We start from the raw sequence: 12,847 nt of genomic DNA on the forward strand, positions 1-12,847 counted from the left end.
GTGACCGAGAACGCTCCGCAGCAGACCACCGACCTTCCGGGTGCCTGGGACCCGGCCGCCGAGGAAGCACCGATGTACGACCGCTGGGTAGCGGCCGGGTACTTCACGGCCGACGCCTCGTCGGGGAAGCCGCCGTTCTCGATCGTACTGCCGCCGCCGAACGTCACCGGTTCGCTGCACATGGGCCACGCGCTCAACCACACCCTGATGGACGCGATGAGCCGCCGCCGGCGCATGCAGGGCTACGAGGTGCTGTGGCTGCCGGGCATGGACCACGCGGGCATCGCGACGCAGAACGTCGTCGAGCGCCAGCTGGCCGGCGAGGGCCTTTCGCGCCACGACCTGGGCCGCGAGAAGTTCGTCGAGCGCGTCTGGGAGTGGAAGGCCGAGTACGGCGGCAAGATCCTCGGCCAGATGAAGCGCCTCGGCGACGGCGTCGACTGGTCGCGCGAGCGGTTCACCATGGACGAGAACCTCTCGAAGGCCGTCCAGACGGTGTTCAAGAACTTCTTCGACGAGGGCCTCATCTACCGCGCCGAGCGGATCATCAACTGGTGCCCGCGTTGCCAGACGGCGCTGTCGGACATCGAGGTCGACCACAACGACGACGACGGCGAGCTCGTGTCGATCCGCTACGGCGACGGTGACAACGCCATCGTCGTGGCCACGACCCGCGCCGAGACGATGCTGGGCGACACCGCGGTCGCCGTCCACCCGGACGACGAGCGGTACGCGCACCTGGTCGGCACCGAGGTCGAGCTGCCCCTGACCGGGCGTCGCATCCCGATCGTGGCCGACAAGCACGTCGACCCGGCGTTCGGCACCGGCGCGGTCAAGGTGACCCCGGCGCACGACCCGAACGACTTCGAGATCGGCCGCCGCCACGACCTGCCGATGCTCACGGTGATGAACGAGCGCGCCGAGATCACGGTGTCCGGCCCGTTCCAGGGGCTCGACCGGTTCGAGGCGCGGCCCGCGGTGGTCGCGGCGCTGCGCGAGCTGGGCCGGATCGTCGCGGAGAAGCGGCCGTACGTGCACGCGGTCGGGCACTGCTCGCGCTGCGACACGGTCGTCGAGCCGCGGCTGTCGCTGCAGTGGTGGGTCAAGGTCGAGGAGCTGGCTCGCCTCGCGGGTGACGCCGTCCGCGACGGCCGTACCAAGATCCACCCGCCGGAGCTGGGCAAGCGGTACTTCGACTGGGTCGACAACATGCACGACTGGACGATTTCGCGCCAGCTGTGGTGGGGCCACCGCATCCCGGTGTACTACGGCCCGGACGGCGAAGTGGTGTGCGTCGGCCCGGACGAGCAGCCGCCGTCCGGCGAGGGCTGGACGCAGGACCCGGACGTGCTGGACACGTGGTTCTCATCGGGTCTGTGGCCGATGTCGACGCTGGGGTGGCCTTCGTCTTCGGAAGATCTGGCGAAGTTCTATCCGACCAGCGTGCTGTCGACCGGCTACGACATCCTGTTCTTCTGGGTCGTCCGGATGATGATGTTCGGCGTGCACCAGATGGACGGCAAGCAGCCGTTCGACCACGTGTACCTGCACGGCCTGATCCGCGACGCGCAGGGCAAGAAGATGTCGAAGTCGCGCGGCAACGTGATCGACCCGCTGGAGTGGATGGACGCGTACGGCGCGGACGCGACGCGGTTCACGCTGGCCCGCGGCGCGAACCCGGGCGCGGACATGGCCCTGGCCGACGAGTGGGCGGCGGGCTCCCGCAACTTCTGCACGAAGCTGTGGAACGCGACGAAGTTCGCGATGATGAACGGGGCTTCGGTCGCTTCGCCGCTGCCTGCCGCGTCTTCGTTGACGGAAGCGGACCGCTGGATCCTGGGGCGGTTGAGCGCGCTGGTGTCCGAAGTGGACGGCCTGTTCGAGGACTTCCAGTTCGCCAAGGTGGCGGGCGCGCTCTACCAGTTCACGTGGAACGAGCTGTGCGACTGGTACTTGGAGCTGGCGAAGGTCCAGCTGTACCAAGGGGATGAGGCGCGGGTTTCGTCGACCCGCGCGGTCTTGGGGCACGTGCTGGACACGGTGCTCAGGTTGCTGCACCCGTTCATCCCGTTCATCACGGAGAAGCTGTGGACGGCGCTGACCGGTGGTGAGTCCCTGGTGATCGCGTCGTGGCCGGCGCCGTTCGAGGGCTACGCGGATCCTTCGGCCGACGCCCGCATCGCGGACGTCCAGAAGCTGGTGACGGAGATCCGCCGTTTCCGAGCGGACCAGGGCTTGAAGCCGGGCCAGAAGGTGGCGGCCCGCTTGGCGGGCTACACGGGCGGCCACGAGGAGGCGGTCCGCTCACTGGTCCGCCTGACGGCGCCTGCTCCCGAGTTCGCGGTGAGCGCGTCGCTGGAGGTGGCCCTGGCCGACGGCGTGGTGACGGTGGAGCTGGACCTGTCGGGAACGGTCGACGTGGCAGCGGAGCGCAAGCGTCTCCAGAAGGACCTCGCGGCGGCGGAGAAGGAGCTGTCGCAGACGGAGGCGAAGCTGGGCAACGAGGCGTTCATCGCGAAGGCCCCGGAGCACGTGGTGGACAAGATCAAGCTCCGCAAGGAAACGGCGGTGGCAGACATCGATCGGATCACGGCCCGGTTGGCCGCTCTGCCGGCTTCCTGAGGTTGTCGACGAAGCCCGGTGCTCCCTCGCGGAGTGCCGGGCTTTGTCGTCCCCCTCCGGTAGCGTGAAAACGGGGGCTGCTCAGTCCGCCTCGATGGTTCGGGCCGCTTCGATCAACGCCACCACCTCCGGGGTCACCCGGCGATCCGCCGGGGTCGCCAGATACGTCTGCATCCGCGGCGTCGGCTCCACCAACGGCCGGAACACCACCCCCGGCACCGGCAGCAGATTGGCGTGCGCCCGGTAGAACACCGTCCACTGCGGACGGCCGAACCCCAGCGTCCCCAACGTGTCCTGAGCTGTCGTGAAATCCGGACCCAGCACCGGCTCGAACCCCGCCTCGCGGTAACACGCCACCACCAGCTCGTACAACGGACGGTTCCGCGATGGCGGGCTCAACCGCACGGGAAGCGAAGCCAGCGAAGCAAAAGAAACCTCGGCAGAAGCGGCCAACGGATGAGAAGCAGGCAACGCCGCCACGACCTCGTCCATCCACAAGGGAGTCAGATCGAGCCCGGACGACGGCCACGACCCGCGCACGATCGTCGCGTCCAGTGAGCCGGCCCGGACTCGCTCCAAACGCTGCGAAGTCGGCGCATGCACCAGCTCCAACGAAGCCGAAGGCGCCATCCGGGCGAACGCCCCCAGCAGAAGATCCAGCCGATCACCCAGTCCCTCGCTGGTCCCGAGCCGGACCGACGAACCGGACGGACGGAACTCCGCCACCGAATCCGAAGCCCGGTCGGCCGCCGACAGCACCGCCCGCGCGTGTGGCAGGAACCGCTGTCCGGCCTCCGACAAAACCACCGAGCGCGTCGTCCGGACGAACAGCGCCACCCCCAGGGCACGCTCCAGGCGACGCACCTGCTGGCTCACCGCCGGCTGGACGATGTGCAGCCGCTCCGCCGCGCGGCCGAAGTGCAGCTCCTCGGCCACCGCCACGAAGTACCTCAGCTGGCGCAGCTCCACACCGATCCCATTCATCAGTTTCCGTGATGAGTGTACGAGCGGACTGGCCATCGATGACGGCGAAAAAGAGCACCAAGCTCGAGACATGCCTTACCTGGACGTCAACAACACCCGCCTGTACTACGAAGACGCCGGCACCGGCCCGGCCCTGCTGCTCCTGCACGGCTGGGGCACCAGCGGCCGCGTCTGGCAGGCCTGCCTGCCCGATCTCGTGCACGACCACCGCGTCATCACCCTCGACTGGCGCGGTTGCGGCCGCTCGGACCGTCCGCTCGACGGCAACTCCATCGCCGGGGTCGTCGAAGACCTCGCCGCGGTGATCGAAACGCTGGACTTAGAGCCCACCGTCGTCGGCTCCAGCATCGGCGGCGTCTTCGCCACCGAACTGGCCCTCGCCCGGCCCGAACTCGTGCACCGGACAGTCGCCGTCGACAGCCCCGGGCACTGGCCCAGCACCGGCATGCGCGAAACCGTGCAGGACCTCCTGACGAAGCTCGTCGACGACCGCTTCGGCACCGTCGCCGGCTGGGTGCCCGGCTGGTTCGGCCCGAAGGCGTCGCCCGCGCTCGTCGACTGGACCGTCCGCCAGCTGCTCGACTCCGGCGTCTACATCGACGCCCACTTCACCGAGCTCACCACCTACGACCCGCGGCCCCGGCTGAAGGACCTGAAGGTGCCGATCACCTACCTGCACGGCGAGCTGGACACCCAGATCCCGCTCGAAGTCCCGCGCGAGTGCGCGGCGGAGACGCCCGGCGCGAAAGTGCACGTCCTCGAGGGCTGCGGTCACATCCCGCACCAGGAGGACCCGCGCGCGTTCACCGCCGCCCTCCGAGAGATCGCCTGAACCGTGCCGGAAGTGACGCTCGAAGACGCCGTCGTCCACTACGACCGGACCGGCGACGGCCCCGCGCTGCTCCTGCTGCACGGCACCGCCGCCTCCCGCGAACAATGGGGACCGCTGACCACGCAAGCGCGAGACCGAACCGTCCTCGCCCCCGACTTCCCCGGCTCCGGCCGCACCGTCGACGACGGCGGCCCGATCACCGTCGAAACCCTCGCCGCCCAAGCCGAAGCCGTGCTGGACCACGCGGGCGTGAACGAAGCCGACGTCGTCGGCCACTCGCTCGGCGCGGTCGTGGCGGCCCACCTGGCCGGCACCCGCCCAGACCGCGTCCGCAGAGCGGTCCTGCACGCCGCCTGGCCCGTCACCGACACCCGGCAGGACGCCGAGTTCCGCTACTGGCTGGACCTCCTCGAAACCGGGACCTTCGCCCGCATGCTCCCGCTGATGGCGTTCGGCCCGCGCTACTGGGAGCAAACCACCGCCGAGAGCAACGAACAGCTCGTCAAGACGCTCGAGCCGGCGATCCAGCCCGGGACCGCCCGCCAGATCGAAGCCGACCGCACGGTCGACGTCCGAAGTGTCCTGCCGGGAATCACCGCGCCCGTCCTGGTCCTCGCCAGCGCGCACGACCGGCTGATCACGGCGGAGCAGCAGCGGGAGCTGGTCGCCGCGATCCCGGACGCGCGCGCCGCCGAGATCGACGCGGGGCACGGTGCCCCGGCCGAGCTGCCGGACGAGTTCGCCCGGCTGGTGCTGGGCTTCCTCAGCGCAGGGACTTGAGCACCACCGCCGCCACGCCCGCCATCCCCGCCTTGAGCGGGTGGTAGGCGGCCGCCTCGAAGACGTTCTGGTCCTTCCCGTTGATCCACGCCGCGCCGCCGCGCGCGCACGCGTCGTGGCCGCGGGACGGGCCGAACGTGTCGACGAACTCCGTCCCGCCGTCCGCGTCCGCGGCGTCGGCCAGCGTCCGGTTCAGCTTCTCTTCGACGCTGTTCAGCCAGGCGTAGTCGCCGTCGGCGAACGGCAGCACGTCCGGGCAGTAGCCCTTGTCCGGCGCGATCCGCGGGTAGCCGACCAGCAGGACCCGCGCCTTCGGCGAGCGCTCGTGGATCGCGGCGAGCACCGCCTCGACGCGTGGGCCGACGTTGTCGATCGCCGAGGTCACCGAGCCGTTGAAGTGCTCTTCGCAGGGGTTGCCCGTCGGGTCGCTCGCCCGCAGGCCCGGGCACGTCGAGGTCAAGCTGCCGAAGATGCCGTAGTCGTTGCCGCCGATGCCGAGGGTGACCAGGCCGGTGTCGATCCGCAGCGCGCCCAGCTGGGGCGGGTTGGTCCCGTTGAACGGCACACCCTGCGGCCGCGTCATGTTCGTGGTGTCCGCGCCGGCGCAGCTGACGTCGGTGAACCGGTCCGCGTGCAGCGCTTCGGCCACCACCGACGGGTAGTTCGCGGTGGACCGCCCGCAGCCCAGCGGGTCGAGCCGCTGGACCGGGATGAACGGCCCGGAGGTGTAGGAGTCGCCGAGGGCGACGTAGCTGCCGATGGCCGCCGCGGACGCGGCGGTGGCCGACGCCGGCAGCAGGATGGCTGCCGAGACGACGGCGGTGAGCAGCCGGGTGATGCGCATGGATGAAGGCCCCGTTCTCGCTGGTGGAAACGCTGCCTCCACATCTAGCGAGCACCGGACGGCGACGGGGATGAACTTCACCCGGCAGTCGGGTCACCGTCGCCGTGCTCACGGTAAGTGATCAACGTGCGCCAGAACAGCAACGGCCGGACCGTGCTCCCGGGCAGCAGCCGGGCCGCCTCGCGCCGCACTTCGGCCAACGTCGGGTAGTCGTCGACGACCGGCGCCTGGGGGCGGTCCTCGGCGCCGCCGTTCAGCCGCTCGCCGGCGTAGACGACGAGCCGCGCGAGCGCGTTGACCGGGAACGCCGCGAGCGCCCGCGCCCAGTCCGCCGGCGTGCTGGGTTTGGCCAGGCCGAGCACCACGAGGACGCCGCCCGGCACCAGCGCGCGGCGCAGCTTGGCGAGCGTCTCGATCGGCATGTGGTGCAGCGAGGCCAGGCACGAGATGAAGTCGTAGTGGGCCTCGGGCAGGGGATCGGTGGTGACGTCGGCCTGCCGGTAGACGATCTCGCCCGGCCCCGGCGATCCGAGGCCCGCCGCCGCCTCGACCATCGCCGCGGAGACGTCGACCGCCTCCACCGCCATGCCGGTCGCGGCCAGCCGCCGCGCGAACCGGCCGGTGCCGCACCCGACGTCCAGCGCGATCCCCGGCCCCGGCGGCAGGTGGTCCAGCAGCAGCGGGTGGTAGTGGTCGTTGTGGTTGAACGGCATGCGTCGAGAGTGCCACCGCGCCCGCACGTAGACTCGCAAGGCAAGCCGAAAACCCCAGGCCGGAGGAGATTCAGTGCCGCAGGATGAGACAGGTCGCAAGCCGGACCTGTCGGATCTCGACAGCTTCGCGGGCGTCGACGAACTGGGGACGTCGGGGTACGAGGAGTCCGACGACCACGACCCGGAGCTGGACGTCCGCGACACCGCGTTCGAAGCCGGCGGCGGCGCGCGCGGCGGCATCGGCGGCGTCGGCCAGCTGGGCGACAACCTCGCCACCGGCCCGGTGCCCGACCTGACCGTGCCCGAGGACGCCGAGCTGCACGAGCTCGACGACCAGGGCGAAGCCGCGGTTTACGGCGACCCGAACGGCCCGGAAGCGCGGCGTGAGCTGCTGGCCGTCGAAGCCGAGCTGAACCAGCGCTGGCCCGAGACGAAGATCGAGCCGTCGCTGACCCGGATCTCCGCGCTGACGCGGCTGCTGGGCGAGCCGAACCGCGGCTACCCGGTGCTGCACATCGCCGGCACGAACGGCAAGGGCTCCACGGCCCGGATGATCGACGCGCTGCTGACCCGGATGGGCCTGCGCGTCGGCCGCTACACGAGCCCGCACCTGCAGCTGGTCACCGAGCGGATCGCGCTCGACGGGCAGCCGATCTCCGCCGCGCGCTACGCCGAGCTGTGGAACGACCTCGCGCCGTACGTGTCCATGGTGGACGGTGCCGCCGCGGACGGCGTCGAGATGAGCAAGTTCGAGATCCTCACCGGGATGGCGTTCGCCGCGTTCGCCGACGCGCCGGTGGAGGCCGCCGTGCTCGAAGCGGGCCTGGGCGGCGCCTGGGACGCCACGAACGTCGCCGACGCCGACGTCGCGGTCATCACGCCGATCGGCATCGACCACGTCGAGTACCTGGGGCCCGACGCGGTCAGCGCGGCGCGCGAGAAGGCGGGCATCATCAAGCCCGGCTCGGTCGCGGTCATCGCCGAGCAGGACCCCGAGGTGCTGAAGGTGCTGCTGGCCCGCGCCGTCGAGGTCGACGCCGCGGTCGCCCGCGCGGGCAGCGAGTTCGGCGTGCTGGAGCGCGAGATCGCCGTCGGCGGGCAGCTGCTCAAGCTGCAGGGCCTCGGCGGGGTCTACGACGAGATCTTCCTGCCGCTGCACGGCGCCCACCAGGCCGCGAACGCTGCGCTGGCGCTGGCCGCGGTCGAGGCGTTCTTCGGCGCGGGCAAGGACAAGCAGCTGGTCGTCGAGGCCGTCCGCGAGGCGTTCGCGGAGGTCGAGACGCCGGGCCGGCTCGAGCGGGTCCGGGCCGCGCCGGCGGTCATGATCGACGCCGCGCACAACCCGCACGGCGCCCGCGCGCTGGCCGCGACCGTGGCCGAGGAGTTCGCCTTCCGCCGCCTGGTCGCGGTGGTCGGCGTGATGGCCGACAAGGACGCGCACGGCATCATCGACGCCCTGGAGCCGGTGGTGTCCGACATCGTCGTGACGCGCAACTCGTCGCCGCGCTCGATGCCCCTGGACGAGCTGAACCAGCTGGCGATCTCGATCTTCGGCGAGGAGCGCGTGGTCGCCGAAACCGACCTCGAGACGGCGATCGAGACGGCGATCGCGCTGGTGGAGACCAGCGACGACCCCGAAGAGCCGCTGTCCGGCGGCGGCGTCCTGGTCACCGGCTCGGTCGTCACCGCGGGCGAGGCGCGCACCCTGTTCGGGAAGGAGCCCGCGTGACCGCGAACGAGCCCGGGACGCCCAAGCCGAAGGACCCGATGAAGGGCTTCCGCGGCGTGATGTCGGGAACCCTGATCATGGAGGCGATCACGGTCGCCCTCGCGCTGCCGGTCGTCAACAAGCTCGGCGGCGGGATCAGCACGGGCACCGGCTGGACGGTCATCGCGGTGGCCGTCCTGCTCATCGTGACCTGCGGGTTCGTCAAGCGCCCGTGGGCGGTGCCGGTCATCCTCGGCCTGCAGGTCGTGCTGATCGCGCTGGTGTTCTGGCTGCCCGCGATCGCCGTGCTGGGCGTGCTCTTCCTGGCGGTCTGGCTGTGGCTGCTGTGGCTGCGCAAGGACGTCGCCCGCCGCATGGCCGCCGGCACCCTGGCGAGCCAGCAGCAGCCCCAGCCCTGACCTCCTACGCCAGGTAGTCGCCGTTCGCCACGTCGTCGAGCAGCGTCGGGTGGCGGGGTGACCAGCCGAGCAGTTCCCGCGTGAGCCGGCTGGACACGGGTGCGTCGAGCCCGTACGCCGCCGCGATGAACGGGCTGACGAAGTGCCCCGCGGCCTCCTCCGGGGTCAGCGAGACCACGGGCAGGCCGAGCCCGCGCCCGACCGTCTCCGCGATGCTCCGGAACGGCACGTTCTCGGCGGTCGCGTGCAGGACGCTGCCCGCCGGAGCCGTCTCCAGCGCGAGCCGGAAGACGACCGCCGCGTCGAGCCGGTGCACCGCGGGCCAGCGGTTGGCGCCGTCGCCGACGTAGGCCGACTGCCCGCTCTTGCGCGCGGTGTCCACGAGCCAGGCGATGAACCCGTGGTCGCCGGGGCCGTGGACGGTCGGGGCGAGCCGGACGACGCTCGCCCGCACCCCTTGCCCGGCGAAGTCCAGGCAGGCCCGTTCGCCGGCGATCCGGAAGGCGGCGAGCCCGGCCGTGTCCGGCTCGTCCCGCTCGGTGCTCTCGCGGCCGGCGGGCATGACCAGCGTGCCGGACGTGCTCACGAACGGCTTGCCGGAACCCACCAGGACCTGGCCGAGCGCCTCGATCGCCGTCCGGTCGCGGCGGGTCATGTCGGCCAGGTCGCTGAAGTCGCCGCCGAAGGCCATGTGCAGGACGCCGTCGGCGGCTTCGGCGCCGGTGCGCAGGCTGTCGAGGTCGTCGAGCGAGCCGGGGTGCGGGGTGGCGCCGAGCGCCTCGAGCCGGGCGGCGGCCGCGTCCGAACGCGCCAGGCCGGTGACGGTGTGCCCGGCCGCGAGCAGCTCGGTGACGACGGCGGGGCCAGTCAGGCCGGATCCGCCGGTGATGAAGACGTGCATGGAACTCTCCCACGTAGTGACAGTGACTGACGCTACGAACGCTACCCCGTAGCGTCAGTGACTGTCACAACGGGTAGGCTGACGGGGTGCCACGCAGTGGAGAGGACGCGCGCCGCCGCCTTCAGCAGGCGGCGCTGGAGCTGTACGCCGAGCGGGGCTTCGACCGGACCACCACCGCCGAGATCGCGGCCCGGGCCGGCGTCACCGAACGCACGTTCTTCCGGCACTTCCCGGACAAGCGCGAAGTGCTGTTCGACGGCGAAGCCACCCTTCGCGCGGACCTGACCGAGTCGGTGGCCGGCGCGCCCGAGGGACTGCCGCCGCTCGAAGTCCTGCTCCGCGCGTTCCGGAAGTCCGCGCGGATCCTCGAGGGCAACCGGTCGTTCGCCGAGCCGCGGCTCGCGGTCATCGCCGCGACTCCGGCGCTGCGCGAACGCGACCTGGCCAAGGCCGCCACGATGATCGACGCGCTGGCCGCGGCGCTGCGCGCTCGCGGCGTCGCCGGCCGGGTCGCCGCGCTGGCCGCCCACGTCGGCTGGGTGACCTTCCACCACGCGGCCGGAGCGTGGATCGAGGAATCCGGCCGCGGTTTCGACGAGCACCTCGACGAGGCTTTCGCCGATCTGCGCACGCTGGCGGCGGAGACGGGCGGCTGAGCGCCCGCCTCCGCCGGGGACGTCAGCGCAGGACGACCACCCGCAGCGCGGGGGAGTGCAGGATGTCGGCTTCGCAGAAGCGTTCCTTCACCCATTCACCGCGGCTGTAGAGCTTCGTCTGGTCGCTGAAGTACGGCGACTTCGGGTTCGCCGACTGCGAATACGTCAGCAACGTCGAGGAGTCCGGGCACGCGTTGCCGCGGAACCCGACCACCTGGATGTAGCTCGACCCGTGGGCCACTTCGACGTTCCCGCGCGCCGGGTCCCACACCGGCGTCATCACGTTGAGCACGCCGAGGAAGCCCTGGGCGCCGTGGATCGGGATGCGCTCGCCGTTGCGCGTCACCGCTTGCCCGTCCCGGAGCCGCGCGTCGGGAGCCAGCCCGGCCGTGCGCAGCTCCACGAGCGCGTCCCCGAACGCCTTCTGCACCTCGGCGTTACTGACGTTCAGCGTGTTCGGCGTGGTCAGCGGCGCTTTCGGGTCGAACGGCACGGTGAACCGGTCCACGTTGCCGAGCCGCGCCGCGAACCGCTGGAACAGCAGCGAACCCCGGCTGTCGAGCGAGTACGTGTGGTCCCACTTCGCCAGCGCGGCGCAGGCCGGCCCGACCGGCACCGGGCCGGTCGACGACGGTGCCTGCCCGCCCGGGAAGGACGCGCACAGCTTCGCCAGGTCCGCCGCCGTCAGGTCGGCGAAGAGGCTGTGGTCGGTGAAGAGCATCTTCTTCATCGAGTCCGTCGTGAAGCCGCCCTTTTCGGCCGTCAGCAATGCTTCCCGCGTGCGCGGCGAGCGTTCGGTGCCGATGTCGCCGACGATGTGCGGGTACCCCGTGATGGGCGCCTTCGCGTTCGCCAGCCAGGCGCTGTCGTTGGTGTTCAGCTCGTAGTCACGGCTTTGCTGCTGCGGCAGCCGCGACGGCGCGAAGATGCCCGGTTCGACCGCGCCCGGGTCGGAACCCCACTGGCACGACGACTTCGAACCGTCCAAAATGGCCAGTCCGACCTGCTCGAACGTCCCCTGGCCCAACGGGGTGCTGCACACCTTCGCCTGCTCGTCGGTGACGTGCGGGACGACCTGGATGTCGGCGTACAGCGCGTTGCCGGCCCGGTCGGTGGCGATCGTGTTGACCCACGGGACGCCCTGCGTGCGGCTCAGCGCGCGCACGATGTCACCCGTGCTGCGGGCCTGGTCCAGCTCGAACCACGTGTTGAGCCCGCGCAGGTTCGTCGCGTTGGCGTCGCGGACCGCGTACGCCGACTTCGTCGTCCACGGCAGCGGAATGCCCTGGAAGTCGGCCATCACCGGCCCGTACCGCGTCGACCAGAAGGTCTGGCGGACCGGCTTCACCGAGCCGTCGGCTTGGCGTACCTGGACGGTCACGTCGCGGGACGTCATCTTCTCGGCCTTGCCGTCGACCAGGTACGTCGTCGGGTCGCCCGGCTTCAGCGGCACCTCGAAGAGGCCGAAGGTGACCGGCGTGGACACCGTGTGCGTCCAGGCCGCGTCGGCGGTGTGCCCGATCTGGACGAACGGCATGCCCAGCAGGCTCGCGCCGGCGACGTCGAACCGGCCGGGGATGGTCAGCTGGCTCTGCCAGAACCGGCGCCCGGCCTGCCACGGGTAGTGCGGGTTGCCGAGCAGGACGCTGCCCTTGCCCGCCGCCGTCGAGTCCGCGCCGATCGCGATGCCGTTGCTGCCCAGCCCGCTGCCGCTCAGCGCCTTCTTGACCTGAGCGGAAAGCTGTCCGGCCGTGCCCGGCGCCGGTGTCGCGCCGGAAGGCGGTGCGGTGAACAGGCTTTCGGTGACCACGCCCTGGCCACCGGTGATCGCGATGGCGTAGAAGTGCCGGTAGAAGTCCTGCTCGGTGATCGGCCGGACCCAGGCCGCGCCGCGGCAGGCCGGGTCGGAGATGCCGGCGCGGCCGGTGCGGGCGAGGTAGGCGTTGAACCCGTTGACGTACCCCGAAACGATCTGCCGGACCTCGGGCCGCGGCCCCTGCGGCGCGGGCTGCGCGGCCAGCCGGTCGACGACGCCGGAGTCGTTGATCCGCTGGAAGAACAGGTCGCTGTGCAGGTTGTTCGCGGCCTCGGACAGCGACGGGTAGCCGTCGCCGTCCGGGCCGAGGTACTTCGACCGCTGCGCGCTCACCGTGAGGTAGATGTTCGCGAGTTCGCAGATGTTGTCGGTCGCCGCCGCGTAGCCGTACCCGTAGCCGAGGCCGGCGAAGTCCTTCGCGACGATGTGCGGGATGCCGTGTTCGGTGTAGCGGAGGACGGCTTTCCCGCTGCTTTCTTCCCCCGCCGCCGCGATGCCGGTCCCCAGTGTGGTGATGGTGAGTGCCGCTGTCAGAACCGCCAGGGTTTTCCTGAATGGTTTCATCTGACCCC

The 12,847-nt window shown here is 71.1% G+C and carries 11 protein-coding genes; 6 read left to right on the forward strand and 5 right to left on the reverse strand.

Annotated elements, in window-relative coordinates:
• Complete coding sequence (locus tag ACIRSS_RS39620; protein WP_400904430.1) at positions 1–2,622, forward strand: valine--tRNA ligase; 2,622 nt, start codon at positions 1–3, stop codon at positions 2,620–2,622.
• An 81-nt stretch (positions 2,623–2,703) separates the two neighbouring features.
• Here ACIRSS_RS39620 and ACIRSS_RS39625 read toward each other — a convergent pair whose 3' ends face one another.
• On the reverse strand, positions 2,704–3,642 hold the full coding sequence (locus ACIRSS_RS39625; RefSeq protein WP_400904432.1) for a LysR family transcriptional regulator: 939 nt from the start codon (positions 3,640–3,642) through the stop codon (positions 2,704–2,706).
• Positions 3,643–3,676: 34 nt separating this feature from the next.
• Between ACIRSS_RS39625 and ACIRSS_RS39630 the strand changes: the two genes are divergently transcribed.
• Together ACIRSS_RS39630 and ACIRSS_RS39635 are read left to right on the forward strand one after the other, a co-directional pair.
• Positions 3,677–4,438 (forward strand): alpha/beta fold hydrolase, encoded by a 762-nt coding sequence (locus tag ACIRSS_RS39630; protein ID WP_400904434.1) that lies wholly within the window; start codon positions 3,677–3,679, stop codon positions 4,436–4,438.
• A 12-nt stretch (positions 4,439–4,450) separates the two neighbouring features.
• Positions 4,451–5,218 carry an alpha/beta fold hydrolase gene (locus ACIRSS_RS39635; RefSeq protein WP_400904436.1) on the forward strand — a complete coding sequence of 256 codons (768 nt, stop codon included), beginning with the start codon at positions 4,451–4,453 and terminating at the stop codon, positions 5,216–5,218.
• Here the strand turns inward: ACIRSS_RS39635 and ACIRSS_RS39640 are convergent.
• Both ACIRSS_RS39640 and ACIRSS_RS39645 read right to left on the reverse strand, forming a co-directional pair.
• Positions 5,202–6,062: an SGNH/GDSL hydrolase family protein gene (locus ACIRSS_RS39640; protein WP_400904438.1), complete on the reverse strand. Its 861-nt coding sequence runs from the start codon at positions 6,060–6,062 to the stop codon at positions 5,202–5,204. The genes ACIRSS_RS39635 and ACIRSS_RS39640 overlap by 17 nt on opposite strands.
• A 77-nt stretch (positions 6,063–6,139) precedes the next feature.
• Positions 6,140–6,775 (reverse strand): class I SAM-dependent methyltransferase, encoded by a 636-nt coding sequence (locus ACIRSS_RS39645; RefSeq protein WP_400904440.1) that lies wholly within the window; start codon positions 6,773–6,775, stop codon positions 6,140–6,142.
• A 73-nt stretch (positions 6,776–6,848) separates the two neighbouring features.
• Between ACIRSS_RS39645 and ACIRSS_RS39650 the strand changes: the two genes are divergently transcribed.
• On the forward strand, positions 6,849–8,504 hold the full coding sequence (locus ACIRSS_RS39650) for a bifunctional folylpolyglutamate synthase/dihydrofolate synthase (protein WP_400904442.1): 1,656 nt from the start codon (positions 6,849–6,851) through the stop codon (positions 8,502–8,504).
• A 38-nt stretch (positions 8,505–8,542) separates the two neighbouring features.
• Positions 8,543–8,902, forward strand: coding sequence for a DUF4233 domain-containing protein (locus tag ACIRSS_RS39655; protein ID WP_400905867.1), 360 nt, complete (start codon positions 8,543–8,545; stop codon positions 8,900–8,902).
• Between the two features lie 4 nt (positions 8,903–8,906).
• Here the strand turns inward: ACIRSS_RS39655 and ACIRSS_RS39660 are convergent, their stop codons facing one another.
• Positions 8,907–9,803 carry an SDR family oxidoreductase gene (locus ACIRSS_RS39660; RefSeq protein ID WP_400904444.1) on the reverse strand — a complete coding sequence of 299 codons (897 nt, stop codon included), beginning with the start codon at positions 9,801–9,803 and terminating at the stop codon, positions 8,907–8,909.
• An 86-nt stretch (positions 9,804–9,889) separates the two neighbouring features.
• On the opposite strand from ACIRSS_RS39660, the gene ACIRSS_RS39665 reads away from it, so the two are divergent.
• Positions 9,890–10,459 carry a TetR family transcriptional regulator gene (locus ACIRSS_RS39665; RefSeq protein WP_400904446.1) on the forward strand — a complete coding sequence of 190 codons (570 nt, stop codon included), beginning with the start codon at positions 9,890–9,892 and terminating at the stop codon, positions 10,457–10,459.
• 22 nt (positions 10,460–10,481) lie between these two features.
• Here ACIRSS_RS39665 and ACIRSS_RS39670 read toward each other — a convergent pair whose 3' ends face one another.
• On the reverse strand, positions 10,482–12,839 hold the full coding sequence (locus ACIRSS_RS39670; RefSeq protein WP_400904447.1) for a penicillin acylase family protein: 2,358 nt from the start codon (positions 12,837–12,839) through the stop codon (positions 10,482–10,484).
• Positions 12,840–12,847 lie beyond the last annotated feature (8 nt).

It is taken from the genome of Amycolatopsis sp. NPDC101161, from assembly GCF_044768185.1.
Lineage (GTDB): Bacteria > Actinomycetota > Actinomycetes > Mycobacteriales > Pseudonocardiaceae > Amycolatopsis.

Excerpts from the sequence above, each read along its gene's own strand:
- ACIRSS_RS39625 (WP_400904432.1), bottom strand. The coding sequence starts at position 3,642 with ATGGCCAGTCCGCTCGTACACTCATCACGGAAACTGATGAATGGGATC.
- ACIRSS_RS39630 (WP_400904434.1), top strand. The coding sequence starts at position 3,677 with ATGCCTTACCTGGACGTCAACAACACCCGCCTGTACTACGAAGACGCC.
- ACIRSS_RS39640 (WP_400904438.1), bottom strand. The coding sequence starts at position 6,062 with ATGCGCATCACCCGGCTGCTCACCGCCGTCGTCTCGGCAGCCATCCTG.
- ACIRSS_RS39645 (WP_400904440.1), bottom strand. The coding sequence starts at position 6,775 with ATGCCGTTCAACCACAACGACCACTACCACCCGCTGCTGCTGGACCAC.
- ACIRSS_RS39655 (WP_400905867.1), top strand. The coding sequence starts at position 8,543 with ATGAAGGGCTTCCGCGGCGTGATGTCGGGAACCCTGATCATGGAGGCG.
- ACIRSS_RS39660 (WP_400904444.1), bottom strand. The coding sequence starts at position 9,803 with ATGCACGTCTTCATCACCGGCGGATCCGGCCTGACTGGCCCCGCCGTC.
- ACIRSS_RS39670 (WP_400904447.1), bottom strand. The coding sequence starts at position 12,839 with ATGAAACCATTCAGGAAAACCCTGGCGGTTCTGACAGCGGCACTCACC.